Source organism: Massilia sp. 9I (genome assembly GCF_902506415.1).
Taxonomy (GTDB): domain Bacteria; phylum Pseudomonadota; class Gammaproteobacteria; order Burkholderiales; family Burkholderiaceae_D; genus Telluria.
In genome coordinates, this window is the sequence record NZ_LR733275.1 from 448,617 (window position 1) to 467,762 (window position 19,146).

At 65.2% G+C, this 19,146-nt stretch carries 20 protein-coding genes; 14 read left to right on the forward strand and 6 right to left on the reverse strand.

The annotated features are described in order from the left end of the window. Positions 1–12: 12 nt before the first annotated feature. A complete protein-coding gene (locus tag GV068_RS02035; protein WP_159695760.1) occupies positions 13–1,020 on the reverse strand; it encodes a serine/threonine protein kinase in 1,008 nt (335 codons plus the stop codon). A gap of 167 nt (positions 1,021–1,187) precedes the next feature. On the opposite strand from GV068_RS02035, the gene GV068_RS02040 reads away from it, so the two are divergent. After that, on the forward strand, positions 1,188–2,228 hold the full coding sequence (locus tag GV068_RS02040) for an alpha/beta hydrolase (RefSeq protein WP_201303232.1): 1,041 nt from the start codon (positions 1,188–1,190) through the stop codon (positions 2,226–2,228). A 259-nt stretch (positions 2,229–2,487) separates the two neighbouring features. Continuing rightward, the gene (locus GV068_RS02045) at positions 2,488–3,180 is read left to right on the forward strand and encodes a UPF0149 family protein (protein ID WP_159695761.1); all 693 of its coding nucleotides are present in this window, start codon (positions 2,488–2,490) and stop codon (positions 3,178–3,180) included. A gap of 21 nt (positions 3,181–3,201) precedes the next feature. On the opposite strand, the gene GV068_RS02050 is transcribed toward GV068_RS02045, so the two are convergent. Beyond that, complete coding sequence (locus GV068_RS02050; protein ID WP_159695762.1) at positions 3,202–4,335, reverse strand: HPP family protein; 1,134 nt, start codon at positions 4,333–4,335, stop codon at positions 3,202–3,204. 138 nt (positions 4,336–4,473) lie between these two features. On the opposite strand from GV068_RS02050, the gene GV068_RS02055 reads away from it, so the two are divergent. From GV068_RS02055 to GV068_RS25070, 3 genes are all read left to right on the forward strand, one after another. After that, positions 4,474–5,424: an MBL fold metallo-hydrolase gene (locus tag GV068_RS02055; RefSeq protein WP_159695763.1), complete on the forward strand. Its 951-nt coding sequence runs from the start codon at positions 4,474–4,476 to the stop codon at positions 5,422–5,424. 12 nt (positions 5,425–5,436) lie between these two features. Beyond that, positions 5,437–5,829: a VOC family protein gene (locus GV068_RS02060; protein ID WP_159695764.1), complete on the forward strand. Its 393-nt coding sequence runs from the start codon at positions 5,437–5,439 to the stop codon at positions 5,827–5,829. Positions 5,830–6,000: 171 nt separating this feature from the next. Beyond that, positions 6,001–6,369: an excalibur calcium-binding domain-containing protein gene (locus GV068_RS25070; RefSeq protein ID WP_159695765.1), complete on the forward strand. Its 369-nt coding sequence runs from the start codon at positions 6,001–6,003 to the stop codon at positions 6,367–6,369. Here the strand turns inward: GV068_RS25070 and GV068_RS02070 are convergent. Both GV068_RS02070 and orn read right to left on the reverse strand, forming a co-directional pair. Next, positions 6,366–8,846 carry an ATP-binding protein gene (locus GV068_RS02070; RefSeq protein ID WP_229463606.1) on the reverse strand — a complete coding sequence of 827 codons (2,481 nt, stop codon included), beginning with the start codon at positions 8,844–8,846 and terminating at the stop codon, positions 6,366–6,368. The two genes, GV068_RS25070 and GV068_RS02070, sit on opposite strands and share 4 nt — an antisense overlap. Before the next feature lie 72 nt (positions 8,847–8,918). Then, positions 8,919–9,503, reverse strand: a complete 585-nt coding sequence (gene orn / locus GV068_RS02075; RefSeq protein ID WP_159695766.1) for an oligoribonuclease — start codon at positions 9,501–9,503, stop codon at positions 8,919–8,921. A gap of 69 nt (positions 9,504–9,572) precedes the next feature. On the opposite strand from orn, the gene GV068_RS02080 reads away from it, so the two are divergent. From GV068_RS02080 to GV068_RS02110, 7 genes are all read left to right on the forward strand, one after another. Beyond that, positions 9,573–10,835, forward strand: coding sequence for a M48 family metallopeptidase (locus tag GV068_RS02080; RefSeq protein ID WP_159695767.1), 1,263 nt, complete (start codon positions 9,573–9,575; stop codon positions 10,833–10,835). Beyond that, positions 10,832–11,164 (forward strand): 4a-hydroxytetrahydrobiopterin dehydratase, encoded by a 333-nt coding sequence (locus tag GV068_RS02085; RefSeq protein WP_159695768.1) that lies wholly within the window; start codon positions 10,832–10,834, stop codon positions 11,162–11,164. Before GV068_RS02080 ends, GV068_RS02085 begins: the two co-directional genes overlap by 4 nt. After that, the gene (gene rsgA / locus GV068_RS02090; protein ID WP_159695769.1) at positions 11,161–12,051 is read left to right on the forward strand and encodes a ribosome small subunit-dependent GTPase A; all 891 of its coding nucleotides are present in this window, start codon (positions 11,161–11,163) and stop codon (positions 12,049–12,051) included. Before GV068_RS02085 ends, rsgA begins: the two co-directional genes overlap by 4 nt. A 74-nt stretch (positions 12,052–12,125) precedes the next feature. Further along, entirely contained in the window at positions 12,126–13,052 is a 927-nt protein-coding gene (gene argF / locus GV068_RS02095; RefSeq protein WP_159695770.1) for an ornithine carbamoyltransferase, read from the forward strand. Further along, positions 13,052–13,450, forward strand: coding sequence for a VOC family protein (locus GV068_RS02100; protein ID WP_159695771.1), 399 nt, complete (start codon positions 13,052–13,054; stop codon positions 13,448–13,450). Before argF ends, GV068_RS02100 begins: the two co-directional genes overlap by 1 nt. 127 nt (positions 13,451–13,577) lie before the next feature. After that, positions 13,578–14,810, forward strand: coding sequence for an argininosuccinate synthase (locus GV068_RS02105; RefSeq protein WP_159695772.1), 1,233 nt, complete (start codon positions 13,578–13,580; stop codon positions 14,808–14,810). A 230-nt stretch (positions 14,811–15,040) separates the two neighbouring features. Beyond that, the gene (locus tag GV068_RS02110; RefSeq protein ID WP_159695773.1) at positions 15,041–15,331 is read left to right on the forward strand and encodes a GIY-YIG nuclease family protein; all 291 of its coding nucleotides are present in this window, start codon (positions 15,041–15,043) and stop codon (positions 15,329–15,331) included. Here the strand turns inward: GV068_RS02110 and GV068_RS02115 are convergent. After that, on the reverse strand, positions 15,328–16,047 hold the full coding sequence (locus GV068_RS02115) for an SDR family oxidoreductase (protein ID WP_159695774.1): 720 nt from the start codon (positions 16,045–16,047) through the stop codon (positions 15,328–15,330). The two genes, GV068_RS02110 and GV068_RS02115, sit on opposite strands and share 4 nt — an antisense overlap. Positions 16,048–16,058: 11 nt before the next feature. Beyond that, positions 16,059–17,087, reverse strand: a complete 1,029-nt coding sequence (gene murB / locus GV068_RS02120; RefSeq protein WP_159695775.1) for a UDP-N-acetylmuramate dehydrogenase — start codon at positions 17,085–17,087, stop codon at positions 16,059–16,061. A 146-nt stretch (positions 17,088–17,233) separates the two neighbouring features. Between murB and GV068_RS02125 the strand changes: the two genes are divergently transcribed. Both GV068_RS02125 and GV068_RS02130 read left to right on the forward strand, forming a co-directional pair. Further along, positions 17,234–17,719, forward strand: coding sequence for a YajQ family cyclic di-GMP-binding protein (locus GV068_RS02125; protein WP_159695776.1), 486 nt, complete (start codon positions 17,234–17,236; stop codon positions 17,717–17,719). A 119-nt stretch (positions 17,720–17,838) separates the two neighbouring features. Further along, positions 17,839–19,107: a nitronate monooxygenase gene (locus GV068_RS02130; protein ID WP_159695777.1), complete on the forward strand. Its 1,269-nt coding sequence runs from the start codon at positions 17,839–17,841 to the stop codon at positions 19,105–19,107. Positions 19,108–19,146: the final 39 nt, after the last annotated feature.

Here is a 19,146-nt window from a genome sequence, read left to right on the forward strand (position 1 = left end):
CGCAATTCCTTGCTATACCGGCCACAGGGGCGGCTCATCCATGAGCGCCACCTGTTCGCGCAGCTCGAGGATGCGGTCCTGCCAGTAGCGCTGGGTGTGAAACCAGGGGAAAGCCGCCGGGAAGGCCGGGTCGTCCCAGCGCATCGCCAGCCAGGCCGAATAGTGGATCAGGCGCAGCGTGCGCAGCGCTTCGACCAGGTAGAGCTGGCGCGGGTGGAATTCGCAGAAGTCCTCGTAGCCGGCCAGCACGTCGGCCATCTGCCCCACCATCTCCTGGCGCTCGCCCGAGAGCAGCATCCACAGGTCCTGCACGGCCGGGCCCATGCGGCTGTCGTCGAAGTCGACGAAGTGCGGGCCATCCGGCGTCCACAGCACGTTGCCGCCGTGGCAGTCGCCGTGCAGGCGCAACAGCGGCAGCTCGCCTGCGCGCTCGTAGCAGCGCTCGACGCCGCTCAAGGCCTGCTCGACCACGCTGGCCCAGGTGGCTGCCAGTTCAGGCGGAATGAAGTCGTGGGTCCGCAGATATGCGAAGGGCTCGCGTCCGAAGGTCTGCAGGTTCAGTTCCGGCCGCGCCCCGTACGGCCGCGTGCCGCCGACGGCATGGATGCGGCCGATGAAGCGCCCGATCCACTCCAGGGTGGCCGGGTCGCCCAGTTCCGGCGCCCGTCCGCCCCTGCGCGGGAACACGGAGAAGCGGTAGCCGGCGAATTCATGCAGCGTGCGCCCGTCGATCACGCTTGCCGGCACTGCCGGGATTTCCTGCTCGGCCAGCTCGGCCACGAACGCGTGTTCCTCGAGGATCGCGGCGTCGCTCCAGCGCCCGGGGCGGTAGAACTTGACCACCACCGGCGGCCCCTCCTCCAGGCCGACTTGGTAGACGCGGTTCTCGTAACTGTTCAGGGCCAATAAACGGCCGTCGCCGAACAGGCCGACGCTCTCGACCGCCTCCAGCACCGCCTGCGGGTCGAGCCGCGCGAACGGATGGGTCTGGCTCGATGCTTCAGTAGGCAAATTATCCATTCACGCATTGTAAGCGCCGCCCTGCCTTCCTGCCTAAACGCTCAGAAATTGACGGATTTGGTGCGCGCACGAACAGAGTCTGCATGCCGGCGCGGGCAATTATCGGATTTGGCACGTACCTGAACGCGCTTCGCGTGGCATACGGCCTTTTCAAAGAGGAAAAGAATATGAAGAAGGTACTCCCGCTTGCGCTGACCGCCGTCGCCGCGGCCTTTGTCTGGAACGCCGCCAAGGCGCAGTCGCCGCAGCCGCCCAAGGCCGACGCCGACATGCAGAAGGTGCTCGACGCCCACGCGTCGCTGAACCCGAAGCCGATCGACAAGCTGACGCCGGCGGAAGCGCGCAAGCAGCCGACCCCGGCCGACGCGGTCAAGAAAGTGCTCACCCAGATGGGCAAGAGCACCGCCCCGGAACCGGGCGTGACGATGAAGACCATGAACGTGCCGGTCAAGGGCGGCAGCGTCCCGGTCCACATCTTCACGCCGGAAGGCGCCGGCCCCTTCCCGGTGATGGTCTACTTCCACGGCGGCGGCTTCGTGATCGCCGACACCAAGGTGTACGAGGCGTCGCCGCGCGCCCTGGCCAAGATGGCCAAGGCCATCATGGTGTCGGTCGATTACCGCCAGGCGCCCGAGCACAAATTCCCGACCGCGCCGGAAGACGCCTATGCCGCCTACCTCTGGACCATCCAGCATGCCAAGGACTTCAATGGCGACCCGATGCGCGTGGCGGTCGGCGGCGAATCGGCCGGGGGCAACCTGGCAACCGTGGTGTCGATGATGGCGCGCGACAAGAAAGCCCAGCTGCCGCTGCACCAGCTGCTGGTGTATCCGGTCGTGAACGACGACATGAACAACGAATCCTACAAGCGCAACGCCAACGCCAAGCCCCTCAACAAGGCGATGATGGGCTGGTTCTTCAAGCATTACGGCGGCGATCCGAAGAACCCGTACGCGCTGCCGATGAAGGCGAGCTCGCTCAAGGGCCTGCCGCCGGCGACCATCGTCGCGGCCGAGATCGACCCGCTGCTCACCGAGGGCAAGCAGTATGCTGACAAGCTGAAGAAGGACGGCGTGGCGGTCGACTACCGCGAATGGAGCGGCGTGACGCACGAGTTCTTCGGCATGGGCGCGGTGGTGACGAAGGCGAAGGAAGCGGAGCAGTATGCGGCGGATGCGTTGACGAAGGCGTTCGCGGCCAAGCGCTGAGTTGCAGACTTTAGAACACGCAGCCTAAAGACCGTCATGCGCGCCACTGGCGCCCATGACTTCCCGCGCAGGCGGGAATCCAAGTTTGTCCGCTAATCACAACCGCTTGCGTTCACCCGCCAACGTGACGCAACGAACTTGGGCCCCGGCCTCCGCCGGGGCGACGGCTCATCGGCCAACGGTGTAATCAAACGTTTTCCGTGCTCTCGCAGGCCGCAGGCGTTACACTGGCGCCTTCAAAACGCAACAAGAGCACCCCATGCATCTCGACGAGCCCCTCACCGAAAAAGAATTCGACGAACTTGACCAGTTCCTGCTGTCCGATCGCTCCCCCGAGGACGCGATGACGATGGACACCCTGCACGGCTACCTGACCGCAATCGCGATCGGTCCGGAAACCATCATGCCTGCCGAGTGGCTGCCGCGTGTCTGGGGCGAGGATGGCAAGCAGGCGCCGAAGTGGAAGAACAGCAAGGAAGAACAGCGCATCCTCAACCTGATCATGCGCTTCATGAACGAAGTCCTGATCACCTTCGAAGCCGCGCCCAAGGAATTCGAGCCGCTGTTCTGCGAGCACGAGATCGGCAGCGACACCCTGATCGATGCCGAAGCGTGGTGCTGGGGCTTCTGGGAAGGTATGGAACTGCGTCCGGGCGCCTGGGACCCGATCTGGGATTCCGAGGTCGCCGAACTGATGCGCCCGATCTACCTGCTGGGCGCGGACGAGATCGAGGAAGAGGAACTCAAGGAAGTCGAAGACCCGCATAAGGCGCACGGGCTGGCGCTGCAGATCGAGGCCAACATCCCTGCCATCTACCGCTACTGGCTGCCGCTGCGCAAAGGCGCGGTCGAAACCGTCAAGCGTGAGGAGCCGAAGGTCGGCCGCAACGACGATTGCCCTTGCGGCAGCGGCAAGAAGTTCAAGAAGTGCTGCGGCGCCGAGTCGAGCTGATTGTCATTCAAGCGGCCGCCCTCAGGCGGCCGCATCCTGCAATCCCAGGTCCAGTCCCACCAGCAGGTCCCCCGGCTGCACCATCCCGGTCAGCCTCCCTTCCCCATCCACCACGAACACCTGCCGCGCACCGTCATGGAAGCGCGCCAGCATCGCCGTCACCGGCGCCGTCTCTCTGACCGCGATGAAGTCCGGCTCCAGCAGCTGGCCGACCGTCGGCACCGTATCGTGCCCGAACAACAGCGCCGTGGCGCGGCGCGCCCGCGCCGGCAAGGGACGGCTGGCGCTGCCGCCAGCCGCCACCAGGCTCGACATGCTCAGCACGCCCACCGGGCGGCCGTCGGCATCGAGCACCGGCAAGGCCGGCACGCCGTGCCGCACCAGCAAGGCGCGCGCGGCCGCCAGCGGCATGTCGGGACGCAGGGTCGCCGGCACCGGCCTGGCCAGCTCGCCGCAATGGTGCAGGCGCGCGCGCCGCTCGGCCGCGCGCTGTTCGGTCTCGGCGAAGATCGAGGCCAGGTCGTCGCGGCTGACGTCGAGCGTCTCGCCGTAGCTGTCGAGCGCCGCGTCCAGGTCTTCCTTGGCGAAGCCCGCCTTCTGCTCGGGCGGCTGTGCGGCCGGCTGCACGTGCGGATAGGCGTGCCCGGACAGCTTGTTCCAGACCATCGCACCGAGCACCATCAGTACCGAATTCAATCCCACCGGCGCCAGCACGAACCAGAAGCCGGCCTGGTGCACCGCCGCTCCACCCAGCACCGCCGTCACCGCCACCGCGCCGCCGGGTGGATGCAGGCAGCGCAGCGAGGCCATCGCCGCGATCGCCAGACCGCCCGCGAGCGGCGCCGCGACCAGCGGATCGCCCGCCTGGACGCAGGCCACGCCGACCAGCGCCGACACCACATTGCCGCCGATGACGGGCCAGGGCTGGGCCAGCGGCGCTGCCGGCAGGCAGAACAGCAGCACGGCGGACGCGGCCATCGGGGCGATCAGGTAAGGCAGCGAGTGAACGGCGGCGGCGCCCAGCGCGGCGCGGCTGGCCAGCGCGGTGAGGAGCAGCGTGACGAGCGCGCCGATGGCGGCCGGGACCTGGCGGGTAAAGGAGGTGGGGCCGGCGGGGCGCAGGCGCTGCAGCCGCTGAAGCAAACTGGAGAACATGGAAATTAACTACAACAATGGAACCTGCCATTACACCACAGCTTGCGCATGCCTGTACTCCGCTAAGCTGCCAGTAAGCATTCCGACAAGCAATCATGTAGGATGTGCAAGGCATTGACCTAACAACAAGGAACCGCGATGAAAACACTCCAACAACGCACCCTCACCGCACTCGTTGCCGCCGCCCTGTGCGTCGCCGGCGCCGCCCAGGCCGCCGCGCCGATGGTGAAGAACCCGGCCCCGGGCTACAGCCGCATCATGCTCGGCAAATTCGAGATCACCCCGCTGTCGGACGGCACGGTGGACCTGCCGGTGCAGGACCTGCTGGCCCAGGACGTCAAGAAGACCAGCGCCACCCTGGCCGCTGCCCACCTGAAGACCCCGGTCGAAACCTCGGACAACGCCTACCTGGTCAACACCGGCACCAAGCTGGTCCTGATCGACAGCGGCGCCGGCACCTTCTTCGGCCCGACCCTGGGCAAGCTGGTGGCCAGCATGAAGGCCGCCGGCTACCAGCCGGACCAGGTCGACGAAATCTACATCACCCACTTCCACGGCGACCACATCGGCGGCCTGGTCAGCAACTCGGCCGCGGTGTTCCCGAAAGCGGTGGTGCGCGCCAACAAGCTCGAATCGGATTACTGGCTGAGCCAGGCGAACATGGAGAAGTCCAAGGACAAGGACAGCTTCAAGGGCGCCCAGGCTGCGCTCGGCCCCTACGTCAAGGCGGGCCGCTTCAAGGCCTTCGAAGGCGACATCGAACTGGTCCCGGGCATCCGCTCGCAGCTGGCAAGCGGCCACACGCCCGGCCACACCACCTACATGGTGGAGAGCGGCGGCCAGAAGCTGCACGTCATCGGTGACCTGATCCACGTCGCCGCGGTGCAGATGGAGAACCCGGACATCACGATCCAGTTCGACAACGACCAGAAGGCCGCTGCGGCTCCGCGCAAGAAGGTGTTCGACGCCGCGGCCAAGGGCGGCTACATGATCGGCGGCGCCCACCTGCAGTTCCCGGGCATGGGCTACTTGCGCAACGAGGGCAAGGGCTACCGCTTCATCCCGGTCAACTACACCCAGATGCGCTGAGCGAGGACCGACATGCTGAATCACGTGATGATCGGCTCGAACGACATCGAGCGCTCCAAACGTTTCTATGACGCCGTCCTCGGCGTGCTCGGCGCGGGCGAAGGCTTCCGCAACGTGGCGGACACCGGCCACAAGCGCCTGTTCTACCGCCACGACGGCAGCAGCTTCGGCATCAGCGAACCGATCAACGGCGAGCAGGCAACGCCGGCCAACGGCGGCACCATCGGCTTCAAGTGCAAGTCGCCCGAGCAGGTCAAGGAGTTCCACGACGTCGCGGTGGCCAATGGCGGCACCTCGATCGAAGATCCGCCAGGCCTGCGCGAAGGCAGCCTGGGCCCGCTGCACCTTGCTTACGTGCGCGACCCGGACGGCAACAAGCTGTGCGCGGCGTATCGCGTTAAGTAAGCGTTTCAAACAAACCGCTTCCCGCCATGCGGCGATTGCACGCACTTCACGGCAATCGCATGCATGCGATGCGGTTTATCCTCATGGTTATTGCATCACCTCATCTTTTTCCTTACTCTGATTGCTGCAATTACAACAATCAATAGAACCTGAAAAGTCGAGGGGATGATCATGAAAAAACCTGCGTTTCGCGCCCTGGCCACGCTGGCGCTCTGCTCACTCTCGCTTCAAGCCAGCGCACACGGCGGCGGCTTGACCGCGGACGGCTGTCACAACAACCGCAAGACCGGGGATTATCACTGCCATCGCAGCCCCGCGAAGGCGACGGCGGCCGTCGCTTCGTACGCGCCGGCCCAGAACCTCGCCACGACGAAGCCGGACGCTTCGGGAAGCGCGCGCAGCGCCGGTGTATTCGCCAACTGCGCCGCAGCGCGCGCCGCCGGCGCTGCTCCGGTCAAGATCGGCGAGCCAGGCTACGGGCCGCACCTCGATCGCGACGGCGACGGCATCGGGTGTGAACCCTACCGCGGACGGCGCTAGGCGTCCTGCGGCACCGCGCGCACGGTCTCCAGCAGCCGCGCCAGCGTATCGAAGTCGACGGGCTTGACCAGGTGATGCTGGAAGCCGGCCTCGAAGGCCAGCTCGCGGTCCTGCTGCTGGCCGTATCCCGTTACCGCCACCAGCACGCTCGATGCGGTTTCCGGCAGCGCGCGCAGGCGCCGCGCCAGTTCGCGGCCGTCGATCCCGGGCAGGCCGATGTCGAGCAGGCAGACGTCGGGCGCCACGCCGCGCGCCCGCTCGATCGCGCGCAGCGGCTCGTGTTCGATCACCACCTCGTGGCCGTGCGCGGCCAGCAGCAGGCCCAGCGTCTCGGCCGCATCCACGTTGTCGTCCACCACCAGCACCTTCAACGCAGCCGGATTCGCCGGCGGCGCCGCAGCGGCCGGAAGCGTTTCGGGCTCGCTTTCCGGCAACAGCGGCAGCGTGACCACGAAGGTGCTGCCCTTGCCCAGGCCCGGACTGGAGCAGCCGACCGTCCCGCCCTGCAGTTCGACCAGGTTGCGCACCAGCGCCAGGCCGAGACCCAGGCCGCCCTGCGAGCGGTCGGGCGAACGCTCGGCCTGGGTGAACAGGTCGAACACCCGGCCCGTCAGCTCGCGGTCCATGCCGATGCCTTCGTCGCGCACGCTGATCACCAGCGCGCTGTTCTCACCCGTTGCGCGCACCTCGGCGCGCAGGTCGATGGCGCGGCCCTCCGGCGTGTACTTGGTGGCGTTGCCGAGCACGTTGGCCACCACCTGCACCAGGCGCGCCTTGTCGCCTTCCACCAGTGCCCATGAGGGCGGCAGGTGCACCGACAGCTTCTGGCCGCGCGCGTCGATCGAAGGACGCACCTGCTCCACCGCTTCCTGCACCGCGCCACGCATGCCGACGCGGGCGCGTTCCAGCGTAATCAGGCCGCGCGTGACGCGCGAGACGTCAAGCAGGTCATCCACCAGGCGCGTCATGTGGCGCACCTGGCGCCCGATGATGTTGCTGCTTCTCCGCACCCGCGCTTCGTCGAGCGCGCCGATGCGCAGCAGCTCGGCGGCGGCGCTGATCGGCGCCAGCGGGTTGCGCAGCTCGTGCGCCAGCATGGCCAGGAATTCGTCCTTGCGGTGATCGGCCTCGACCAGCTTTTCCTCGGCCAGCTTGCGGTCCGTGATGTCGCGGAAGAAGGACGCGATGCTGCCGTCCTGCATCGGGTAGGCGCGCACCTCGGTCCAGATGCGCTGGCCGTCCGGATAGGTGTGCGAATAGACGGCGGCGGAGGCGACCCGGGTGCGCATCACCTCGCGGTACATGCGGCCGGAATCCATGTCGACCGTGTGCGGGAACACCTCCCAATGGTTGCGGCCGACGACCTCCTCCGCCGTCATGCGGCACAGGCGAAGGCCTTCGGCGTTCATCTCCAGGATGGTCCAGTCGGCGTCGAACACGGCGAAGCCTTCGGCGATGGTGTCGAAGATGTGGCGGCTGCGGTCACGCTCGGCGCGCAGTTCGGCCTGGGCGCGTGCGGTCTCGGTCGCGGCCCAGGTGCGCTCGGCCACGTCGCGCGCCAGCTGCACGTCTTCGTCGTTCCAGTGGCGCGGTTGCGGGCAGTCGATCCCGAGGCAGGCGGTCAGGCGGTTCGACTTCACCAGCGGCACGACCAGCAAGGAGCCGATCTGGTCGGCGATGTAGGCGCTGCGGTAGCCCATGGTGCGCACATCGCGCGCCGTGTCGTGGATGCGCACCACGTGGCCCCCGCGCAGGGCGGCGCCCACGGCGGGGCCGAATTCATCGAGGCTGAAGCTGGGCTGGGACATGGCGCGGCCGTCGCGCGACCACCAGCGCGGCACCGAGAAGCGGCCGGTGGCCTGGTCCATCTCGGCGTACACCACCCGCCCCGCGTGCAACTCGCCGCCCAGCAGCGCGCTGGCGGTGGCGATCACTTCCTCGCTCGACGCCAGCGGACGCAGCGCGTCCGACACGGTCAGCTCGAAGGCGGCGCGGCGCTCGGCGGCGACGCGGCGCGTGGTTTCCATCACGGTGCAGAACAGGCCGCCTACCTGGCCGTCGTCGCCGATCAGGGGGGCGTGCGAGAAGGTGAAGGTGGCCAGCTCGGGGTAGCCGCGCCGGTTCACCGTCATCGGCATGTCCTCGAAGTACACCGGCTTGCCGGACAGGGCCCGGTCGATCAGGGGCACCATTTCGTTCCACACCTCGGCCCACAGGCTGGAAAAGCGTTCGCCCAAGGCGCGGCCGTGCTTCTGCCCGAGCAGCGGCACATAGGCGTCGTTGTAAAGGAAGGTCAGGTCCGGCCCCCATGCCAGGAACATGGGGAAGGCCGAGTGCAGCATCATGTCGACCGCGGTGCGCAGCGCCGGCGGCCAGTTTTCGGCTGGACCGAGCGGGGTCTGGGTCCAGTCGTGGCGGCGGATGCGCATGCGCATGCCGTCGTCGAGATCGGAGCCGGTGTGCGATGAAGGGGCCATGGCCCGATTGTCGCACACCTTTTTGTTGCCTGTGGTGCATTTTGCAAAACAGGCGGAGCGTGCATATTACATTTACAGCTTGATGAAGTGCTCGCGGTAATAGCGCAGCTCTTCGATCGACTCGACGATGTCGGCCAGCGCGGTGTGCTTCTGGTGCTTCTTGAAACCGGAGGCCAGTTCCGGCTTCCAGCGGCGGCACAGTTCCTTCAGGGTCGACACGTCCAGGTTACGGTAATGGAAGAAGGCTTCCAGCTTCGGCATGCCGCGCGCCATGAAGCGGCGGTCCTGGCAGATCGAGTTGCCGCACATCGGCGACTTGTTGGACGGGACGTACTGTTTCAGGAAGGCGATCAGTTCCAGCTCGGCCTGGGCTTCGGTGACGGTCGAGGCCTTGACGCGGTCGATCAGGCCCGACTTGCCGTGGGTGCCCTTGTTCCAATTGTCCATCTTGTCCAGGGTCTCGTCGGACTGGTGGATGGCGAAGACCGGGCCTTCGGCGATGACGTTCAGGTCGGGGTCGGTGACAATCACCGCCACCTCGATGATGCGGTCGTTGTCCGGGTCCAGCCCGGTCATCTCCATGTCGACCCAGACCAGGTTGAATTCATTGGGACGCACGGCCGCGCCTGCGCCTTCGGTTTGTGTAGCTTGTGACATAATTCTCTCTTTAATTTTGGATGCTGCATCAGTTTTTCACGTAATCCTGCATTTTCTCACAGGCACAGAATGTCTTCACTCGGCTTTTCGGTATTGTTCGTCGTTTTCTTCGCGCTGACGCTGGGCGTGCGCTTCTGGCTGGCCAACCGCCATATCCGCCACGTGCTGCGCCACCGCGCCAGCGTGCCCGCCGAGTTTGCGCCAAAGGTGCCGCTCGCGGCGCACCAGAAAGCGGCCGACTACACCATCGCCAAGACCCGCCTCGGCATCGTCACGATGCTGTGGGGCGGCGTGGTGCTGATCGGGTTTACCCTGCTGGGCGGGCTGCAGGCGCTGTCCACCCTGCTGCTGGGCCTTACCGGCCCCGGCATGGCGCACCAGATGGCCCTGGTGGTGGCCTTTGCGGTGGTCTCCAGCCTGCTCGACCTGCCCTTCGACTGGTATCGCCAGTTCGTGCTCGAGGAGCGCTTCGGCTTCAACAAGATGACCCCTGGCCTGTGGTTTGCCGACATGATCAAGGGCGCGCTGGTGGGCGCCGTGATCGGCCTGCCGCTGCTGTGGGTGATCCTGGCCCTGATGCAGAAAAGCGGCGACCTGTGGTGGCTGTGGGCCTGGTGCGTGTGGAGCGGCTTCCAGCTCCTCATGATGGTGCTCTACCCGACCGTGATCGCGCCGCTGTTCAACAAATTCACGCCGCTGCAGGACGTCAGCCTCAAGGAGCGCATCGAAGGCCTGATGGCGCGCGTCGGCTTCGCCTCGAAGGGCCTGTTCGTGATGGACGGCAGCAAGCGCAGCGCCCACGGCAACGCCTATTTCTCGGGATTCGGCGCCAACAAGCGCATCGTGTTCTTCGATACCCTGCTCTCGCGCCTCGACCCGCACGAGATCGAAGCCGTGCTGGCGCACGAACTGGGTCACTTCAAGCTGCGCCACATCATCAAGCGCATCGCCGTGATCTTCGCGCTCTCGCTTGGCTTCCTCGCCCTGCTCGGCTACCTGAAGGGCCAGGCCTGGTTCTACACCGGCCTGGGCGTGCTGCCGATGATGGAAGCCTCGAACGACGGCATGGCCCTGATCCTGTTCGCGCTGGTGCTGCCGGTGTTCACCTTCGTGCTGTCGCCACTGAGCTCGATCACCTCGCGCAAGCACGAGTTCGAGGCCGACGCCTTCGCCGCCAAGCACACCGATAGCAGCCACCTGGTCTCGGCCCTGGTCAAGATGTACGAGGACAACGCCTCGACCCTGACCCCGGACCCGCTGCATTCGGCCTTCTACGATTCGCACCCGCCGGCCTCGGTGCGCGTGAAACACCTGACGATGGCGGCGGCATGAGTCTCCTCGACGCACACTGCATCCACGGCGCGCCCGCGCTGGACCCGGCCACCATCCTTACCCGACTGGCCGAAGTCCCGGCCTGGCAGGCAGTCGACGGCACCATCGCGCGCGACTATGCCTTCCCCGACTACCGCGCCACCATCGCCTTCGTGAACGCGGTGGCGACCATGGCCGAAGCGGAGAACCACCATCCGGACATGACAGTGCGCTACCGTCACTGCACCGTGGCCTACACCACCCATTCGGCGGGCGGCGCCCTGAGCGAGAACGATTTTATCTGCGCGGCGAAAGCCGATGCACTCTACGTGCAGCAGGGTGGCGCATGAGCGATCTCACTGGCACCATCATCGCGGCCCACGGCCGCCATTACCTGGCCGATGCAAACGGCGAAAAGCTGCAGTGCGTCACGCGCGGCAAGAAGACCAACGTGGCCGTCGGCGACGTCGTACACCTGAAACGGACCTCGAACGACCAGGCCGTGATCGAGAAGATTGCGGACCGGACCACCCTGCTCTACCGCTCGGACCAGTACAAATCGAAGCTGCTGGCGGCGAACATCTCGCGCCTGTTCATCGTCGTCGCCACCGAGCCGAGCTTCGCCGACGACCTGGTCTCGCGCTCGCTGGTGGCGGCGGAAGCGGCCGGCATCGAGGCCCACATCATCCTGAACAAGGTCGACGTCGAGGAGCCCCTGGCGCGCGCCCGCGAACGCGTCGGCCTGTACGCCTCGCTCGGCTACCCGGTGCACGAGTTGTCGGCACGCGCCCGGCCCGAGCATGCGGTCGAGACCCTGATGCCGCTGCTGGCGGGCCAGTCCTCGATCTTCATCGGCCAGTCGGGCATGGGCAAGTCCTCGCTCATCAACCTCTTGGTGCCGGATGCCGATATCGCCGTGCGCGAGATCTCGGAAGCGCTCGACACTGGCAAGCACACCACCACCTTCACCCGCCTGTACTGGCTGCCCGGCGGCGCTTCGATCATCGACTCGCCCGGCTTCCAGGAATTCGGGCTGTACCACCTGACCGAGGGCATGCTGGAACGGGCCTTTGTCGAGTTCAAGCCCTACCTCGGCGGCTGCAAGTACTACAACTGCCGCCACCTGGCCGAACCGCAGTGCGCCGTGCTGGGCGCGGTCGGCGAAGGCAAGATCGCGAAGATGCGGCACGAGCTGTATGGGCAGCTGCTGCACGAGTCCTCGCAGACCCTGTACTGATCAATTCACCCGCTTTCCCTAACGTCAAATAAAAACCCTTATAATTCAAGGGATAACAGTAAAGCAAAGACGATATGCCAGTCGCAAAGCCCATCAAGCATTTCCTGCAGTTCTCCGACTTCTCGTTCGACGAATTCGAGTACGTCATCGAACGTGCGAAGGTCATCAAGCGCAAGTTCAAGGCCTATGAGGTCTACCACCCGCTGGTCGACCGTACCCTGGTGATGGTGTTCGAGAAGAGCTCGACCCGCACCCGCCTGAGTTTCGAAGCCGGCATGCACCAGCTGGGCGGCGCCGCGATCTACCTGAACACGCGCGACAGCCAGCTGGGCCGCGGCGAACCGGTGGAAGACGCGGGCCAGGTCATGTCCCGCATGTGCGACATCATCATGGTGCGCACCTTCGGCCAGGAAATCATCGAGCGCTTCGCCGCGCATTCGCGGGTCCCGGTGATCAACGGCCTGACCAACGAACACCACCCCTGCCAGGTGCTGGCCGACATCTTCACGTACTACGAGCACCGCGGCCCGATCGCCGGCAAGACGGTGGCCTGGATTGGCGACGCCAACAACATGCTGTACTCCTGGCTGCAGGCGGCCGAGGTCTTCGGCTTCCACCTGAACGTCTCGACGCCGAAGGGCTACGAGATCGATCCGAAGCTGGTCTCGACCGAGCGCTATACCCTGTTCGACAACCCCTCGGACGCCTGCGAAGGCGCGCACCTGGTCAGCACCGACGTGTGGACCAGCATGGGCTACGAAAAGGAAAACGCCGAGCGCCTGAAGGCCTTCGACGGCTTCATCGTGGACGCCGCCAAGATGGCGCGCGCCAACCCGGACGCCCTGTTCATGCACTGCCTGCCCGCGCACCGCGGCGAGGAAGTCGCGGCGGAAGTCATCGACGGACCGCAGTCGGTCGTCTGGGACGAGGCCGAGAACCGCCTGCACGTGCAGAAGGCCCTGATCGAATACCTGCTGCTCGGCCGCATCGAGGACAAGTAATGATCGATCACACCGGCGTCATCGTCTCGGACTTCGCCCGCAGCCGCGCTTTTTACGCGGCGGCGCTGGCGCCGATCGGCTATGCGCTGCTGGCCGAGATCCCGGCGGCTGTCACCGGCAGCACCGACGTCGCCGGTTTCGGCGAGCCGCCCAAGCCGGATTTCTGGATCTCGGGCGCGACCACGGAACGGCCGGTGAATCACCCACCGCTGCATGTGGCCTTCCGGGTCGGCAGCCGCGCACTGGTCGATGCCTTTTACCAGGCCGCGCTGGCGGCGGGCGGGCGCGACAACGGCAAGCCGGGACCGCGTCCGCATTATCACGCGAACTACTACGGCGCCTTCGTGCTGGATCCCGACGGCCACAATATCGAAGCCGTCTGCCACGAAGCCGCCTGAGGATTTTTTTTGCTGTTTTTAACCTGAACCACCCACAACCATATGTTTGATCGTCGGTCCCGTTGTTGCAAAAAGCGGGCCGGCTGACCATCCCCACCCCACCTCCCTCCCCACACTGGAATCTTCCATGAGCGACATTAAAAAAGTAGTTCTCGCCTACTCCGGCGGCCTCGACACCTCGGTCATCCTGAAATGGCTGCAGGATCACTACAACTGCGAAATCGTCACCTTTACCGCCGACCTCGGCCAGGGCGAAGAACTGGAGCCTGCGCGCGCCAAGGCGATCAAGTTCGGCATCAAGCCGGAAAACATCTACATCGACGATGTGCGCGAAGAATTCGTGCGCGACTTCGTGTTCCCGATGTTCCGCGCGAACACCGTGTACGAAGGCGAATACCTGCTGGGCACCTCGATCGCGCGTCCGCTGATCGCCAAGCGCCTGATCGAGATCGCCAACGAGACCGGCGCCGACGCCGTGTCGCACGGCGCGACCGGCAAGGGCAATGACCAGGTCCGCTTCGAGCTGGGCGCTTACGCACTCAAGCCCGACGTCAAGATCATCGCCCCGTGGCGTGAATGGGACCTGCTGTCGCGCGAGAAGCTGCTGAAGTACGCGGAAGACGCCGGCATCGACATCGACATGAAGCACAAGAACGGTGGCGCGCCCTACTCGATGGACGCCAACCTGCTGCACATCTCCTTCGAAGGCCGCCACCTGGAAAACCCGAGCGCGGAAGCCGAGGAATCGATGTGGCGCTGGACCGTGTCGCCGGAAGAAGCGCCGAACGAAGCCGAGTACCTCGACATCGAATACGAGCGCGGTGACATCGTCGCCCTGAACGGCAAGCGCATGAGCGCGGCCGAGGTGCTGACCGAGCTGAATCGCCTGGGCGGCAAGCACGGCATCGGCCGTCTCGACCTGGTGGAAAACCGCTACGTCGGCATGAAGTCGCGCGGCTGCTACGAAACCCCGGGCGGCACCATCATGCTCAAGGCCCACCGTGCGATCGAATCGATCACCCTGGACCGCGAAGTGGCGCACCTGAAGGACGACCTGATGCCACGCTACGCTTCGCTGATCTATAACGGCTACTGGTGGGCGCCGGAACGCGTCGCGCTGCAGACCCTGATCGACCACACCCAGAAGACCGTCAACGGCTGGGTGCGCGTGAAGCTCTACAAGGGCAACGTGATCGTGGTGTCGCGCGACTCGAAGACCGACTCGCTGTTCGACATGAACATCGCCACTTTCGACGAAGACGGCGGCGCCTACAACCAGGCCGACGCGGGCGGCTTCATCAAGCTGAACGCCCTGCGCATGCGCATCGCCGCGAAAGCACGCGCAAAACGCGGCCAGTAAGCTTTTCAGCTTCAGCCGAAGCCGCCTTAGGGCGGCTTTTTTTATTGTGCGGCGCTGGAACGCTTCTGAACTTGGGTTCCGGCCTACGCCGGACGACGAGCTAGTGGTACAAATTTCGGTGCGGTATCTTAAGTGTCGCACTTAAAACCGTCGTTCCGGCGAAGGCCGGAACCCAAGTTTATTTGCGTGCCGTCAGCTCGAAGTTCGGCTACTGGCCCGACGATACCCCGATGGAAAAGTCGTCCTACGTTTACATCCTGGCGAGCCGTCCCTATGGCACGCTGTACATCGGCGTCACCTCCGACCTCATCCGCCGCGTCTGGCAGCATAAAGGCGGCTTCGTCGAAGGCTTCACGAAGAAATACAAGATAAAGCACCTGGTCTGGTACGAAGTCCACTCCGAGATCATTTCCGCGATCACGCGAGAAAAACAGATCAAGGAATGGCCCCGCGACTGGAAAATCAATCTTATCCAGTCCGTCAACCCCGCCTGGCGCGACCTCTACGAAGAAATCACCTAGCGCCCGGTATTCCTCAAATCATCCACCGGCTCCCGCCCGAAGCCCTTCGCCAGCAAGCAATCCACCAGCGCCGCTGCGCAATCGCCCGGCGCCACCAGCACGCCGCCCTCTTTCATATCGACGAAACGCTGCTTGAGCGGGAACTTGTCATCCGGCGTCGCCCGGATCTCGGCCTGCATGTCGGTATCGATCACGCCCGGCGCCAGGCTGACGCACTTCACCCTTGGATCACCATCCAGGGCCACCGCGCGCGCGTGCTGGTCGAGCGCCGCCTTGGTCGCGCAGTACACGCTCCAGCCAGGATACGCGCTACGGCCCGCCCCGCTCGACACGTGCAGGATGCGCCGTTCGGCCTGGGGCGCGGCCTGCACGAACGCCGAAGACAGCGCCAGCGGTGCGCCGACGTTCAGCGTGGCTGCGCACAGCGCCGCCACCGGATCCTGCTCGGCCAGTGGCCCCACCGGCGACACCACGCCGGCATTGTTGACCAGCAGCGCGGTGTCGCAGCCCGCCAGGAAGCTGCGCAGCGTGTGGCCGGACAGGAATGCCTGCAGCGCCGCGGCATTGCCCAGGTCGACGACCGCCTGCTCCATGCCCTCGCCGATCTCCGCATGCCCGCGCGCCAGCCCCAGCACGGGGATGCCGCGCGTTACCAGTTCCGCCGCGATTGCGGCGCCCAGGCCACGCGAGTGGCCCGTCACGACTGCCTTGATCATGCCCGCCTCCGTTAAATGAATACTGGCTCCGGTTCCAGTTCCACCCCGTATCTGGCCGCCACGTCCGCCTGGATCGCGCGCGCCAGGCGCACCACGTCCTCGCCCTGCGCGCCGCCCAGGTTCACCAGCACCAGGGCCTGCTTCGGATACACGCCCGCCGCGCCCAGCGACCGGCCCTTCCAGCCGCACTGGTCGATCAGCCAGCCGGCCGCCAGCTTCTCGCTGCCGTCCGGCTGCGCGTGGTGCACCAGTTCAGGATACTGCGCCAGCAGCCGGGCGCAATGGTCAGCGCTCACGACAGGGTTCTTGAAGAAGCTGCCGGCGTTGCCGATCTCGGCAGGATCCGGCAGCTTGCGGCGCCGGAGCGCCTCTACGGTGCGCCCGATATCCGCAGGCGTCGGCGCCGCCAGTCCGGCTTCCTCGACCGCCCGGGCCAGCTCGGCATAGCGCAGGTTCGGGGTCCAGTCGGCCGGCAGGGCGAAGCTGACGTCCAGCACCACGAGCTCGCGCCCTTCCGGATGCTTGAACAGGCTGTCGCGGTAGGCGAAGCGGCAGGCGGCGGCGTCCAGCACCCGGACCTCGCCGCTGGCCATGTCGTAGGCTGTCAGGGAGTGGAACACATCCTTGGTTTCGGTGCCGTAGGCCCCCACGTTCTGGATCGGCGCCGCTCCCACCGTGCCGGGAATCAGGGACAGGTTTTCCAGCCCGCCCAGGCCCTGGGCCAGCGTCCACTGCACGAAGGCGTGCCAGTTCTCGCCGGCCTGGGCCCGGACCAGGATCTTCCCGCCCTCCTCGCCCAGCACTTCCTTGCCCAAGCCCGTCATGTGCAGGACGAGGCCGTCGAAGTCGCGGGTGAACAGCATGTTGCTGCCGCCGCCCAGCACCAGGCGCGGCAGGCCGGTCAGGTTCGGGTCGCGCCGGACGGCGTCAAGCTCCGCCGCCCCGTTCACCCGCAGGTAATGCCGGGCCTTGGCCGGGATGCGGAAGGTGTTCAGGGAGGCGAGCGAAAAATCGTCGGAGATGGGGAGATTGGCTTGCATGGCGTGACAGTGTTTTTGGTCATTATAGAGGCAAGCCCGGGTCGAAGCCTTGCCGTGCAGGCAAATCCGGTGGCTTCCGAGAGGGGTTGTCCGTTAAAATAGAGGAATTCATCTAGTTAGCTGTATCGAAAAAAAAGGAAACCGCCATGCCATCGTTTGATGTCGTCTGCGAAGCAGACATGGTCGAAGTGAAGAATGCCGTCGAACAATCGAACAAGGAAATCACCACCCGCTTCGACTTCAAGGGCAGCTCGGCCAATGTCGAGCAAAAGGACAAGGAACTGACCCTGTTCGCCGATTCCGACTTCCAGCTCGGCCAGGTCAAGGACGTGCTCATCAACAAGATGTCCAAGCGCAAGGTCGACGTCCGCTTCCTCGACGAAGGCAAGGTCGAGAAAATCGGCGGCGACAAGGTCAAGCAGGTGATCAAGGTGCGCAACGGCATCGAGACCGAAGACGCCAAGAAGATCACCAAGGCCATCAAGGAAAGCAAGATGAAGGTGCAGGCCAGCATCCAGGGCGAGTCGGTGCGCGTCACCGGCGCCAAGCGCGATGACCTGCAGGCCGCCATGGCCCTGCTGCGCAAGGACATCCAGGACCTTCCTCTCGCTTTCAATAACTTCCGCGACTAAGGTTCTAAAGCGCAACGCGGCGTGGCAATGGCCACGCCTGAGAGTAGAATGACGACCGTGCACTGCGGTGTGTCAATGCATAAGTACGCGTAGGGAACTACGGCAGTTTAAGGATTGCAATGAAACGTGTTGATGATTTCCGCCTGAAGCTGGGCAACAAGGAATATGTGCCTATCATGATCGGCGGGATGGGCGTAGACATCTCGACCTCCGAACTGGCCCTGGAAGCAGCGCGCCTGGGCGGCATCGGCCATATTTCGGACGCCATGGTGCAGGACGTGTCGGACCGCAAGTTCGACACCACCTTCGTCAAGGACAAGACCAAGCTCTACAAGTTCAACATCAACAACATGAACAAGGCGGTGGTCCAGTTCGACCTCGACCGCCTGGCCGAAGCGACCCGCCTGCACGTGGGCTCGACCATGGAAGCGAAGAAGGGCGATGGCCTGATCTTCGTGAACTGCATGGAAAAGCTGACCATGAACGCGCCCAAGGAAACCCTGCGCACCCGCCTGTCGGCCGCGATGGACGCCGGCATCGACGGCATCACCATGTCGGCCGGCCTGCATCTGGGCTCCTTCGAGCTGATCAAGGACCACCCGCGCTTCCGCGACACCAAGCTCGGCATCATCGTCTCGTCGGTGCGCGCGCTGCAGCTGTTCCTGAAAAAAGTCTCGCGCCTGAACCGCCTGCCCGACTACATCATCGTCGAAGGCCCGCTGGCCGGCGGCCACCTGGGCTTCGGCATCGATGACTGGAAGCAGTACGACCTGCACACCATCATGGACGAGATCCATGTCTTCATGCGCGAGCAGCAGCTGGACATCCCGGTGATCGCCGCGGGCGGCATCTTCACCGGCTCGGACGCGGTGGGCTTCCTGGAAAAAGGCGCCGGCGGCGTGCAGGTGGCGACCCGCTTCACCGTCACCCACGAGTGCGGCATGCCGGACCACGTCAAGCAGGAATACTTCCGCGCCAGCGAAGAAGACATCATCGTCAACGGCGTCTCGCCGACCGGCTACCCGATGCGTATGCTGAAAAGCACGCCGGCGATCGGTTCCGGCATCCGCCCGGGCTGCGAATCCTACGGCTACCTGCTGGATGCCACCGGCAACTGTGCATACATCAACTCGTACAACCGCGAAGTGCAGGCCAGCCCGGACGGCAAGAACATCTCGGTGTTCGACAAGACCTGCCTGTGCACGCACATGCGCAACTTCAACTGCTGGACCTGCGGCCACACTACCTACCGCCTGAAGGACACCACCCACCGCCTGGCGGACGGCAGCTACCAGGTCCTGTCGGCCCAGCACGTGTTCGAGGACTACCAGTTCAGCGTCGACAACCAGGTTGCGCTGCCGCCGAAGCAGGAGACGGTTGCCGCCTGACAGACCGGCGCATAGCTGTTCCGTATCCACGAAGCCACG

Coding starts and splice junctions, on each gene's coding strand:
- GV068_RS02070 (WP_229463606.1), bottom strand. CDS start 8,846: ATGGCCCCTTCATCGCACACCGGCTCCGATCTCGACGACGGCATGCGC.
- GV068_RS02105 (WP_159695772.1), top strand. CDS start 13,578: ATGAGCGACATTAAAAAAGTAGTTCTCGCCTACTCCGGCGGCCTCGAC.
- GV068_RS02110 (WP_159695773.1), top strand. CDS start 15,041: ATGGAAAAGTCGTCCTACGTTTACATCCTGGCGAGCCGTCCCTATGGC.
- GV068_RS02060 (WP_159695764.1), top strand. CDS start 5,437: ATGCTGAATCACGTGATGATCGGCTCGAACGACATCGAGCGCTCCAAA.
- rsgA (WP_159695769.1), top strand. CDS start 11,161: ATGAGCGATCTCACTGGCACCATCATCGCGGCCCACGGCCGCCATTAC.
- GV068_RS02100 (WP_159695771.1), top strand. CDS start 13,052: ATGATCGATCACACCGGCGTCATCGTCTCGGACTTCGCCCGCAGCCGC.
- GV068_RS02050 (WP_159695762.1), bottom strand. CDS start 4,335: ATGTTCTCCAGTTTGCTTCAGCGGCTGCAGCGCCTGCGCCCCGCCGGC.
- orn (WP_159695766.1), bottom strand. CDS start 9,503: ATGTCACAAGCTACACAAACCGAAGGCGCAGGCGCGGCCGTGCGTCCC.
- GV068_RS02085 (WP_159695768.1), top strand. CDS start 10,832: ATGAGTCTCCTCGACGCACACTGCATCCACGGCGCGCCCGCGCTGGAC.
- GV068_RS25070 (WP_159695765.1), top strand. CDS start 6,001: ATGAAAAAACCTGCGTTTCGCGCCCTGGCCACGCTGGCGCTCTGCTCA.
- GV068_RS02040 (WP_201303232.1), top strand. CDS start 1,188: ATGAAGAAGGTACTCCCGCTTGCGCTGACCGCCGTCGCCGCGGCCTTT.
- GV068_RS02125 (WP_159695776.1), top strand. CDS start 17,234: ATGCCATCGTTTGATGTCGTCTGCGAAGCAGACATGGTCGAAGTGAAG.
- GV068_RS02080 (WP_159695767.1), top strand. CDS start 9,573: ATGTCTTCACTCGGCTTTTCGGTATTGTTCGTCGTTTTCTTCGCGCTG.
- murB (WP_159695775.1), bottom strand. CDS start 17,087: ATGCAAGCCAATCTCCCCATCTCCGACGATTTTTCGCTCGCCTCCCTG.
- GV068_RS02045 (WP_159695761.1), top strand. CDS start 2,488: ATGCATCTCGACGAGCCCCTCACCGAAAAAGAATTCGACGAACTTGAC.
- GV068_RS02055 (WP_159695763.1), top strand. CDS start 4,474: ATGAAAACACTCCAACAACGCACCCTCACCGCACTCGTTGCCGCCGCC.
- argF (WP_159695770.1), top strand. CDS start 12,126: ATGCCAGTCGCAAAGCCCATCAAGCATTTCCTGCAGTTCTCCGACTTC.
- GV068_RS02115 (WP_159695774.1), bottom strand. CDS start 16,047: ATGATCAAGGCAGTCGTGACGGGCCACTCGCGTGGCCTGGGCGCCGCA.
- GV068_RS02035 (WP_159695760.1), bottom strand. CDS start 1,020: ATGGATAATTTGCCTACTGAAGCATCGAGCCAGACCCATCCGTTCGCG.
- GV068_RS02130 (WP_159695777.1), top strand. CDS start 17,839: ATGAAACGTGTTGATGATTTCCGCCTGAAGCTGGGCAACAAGGAATAT.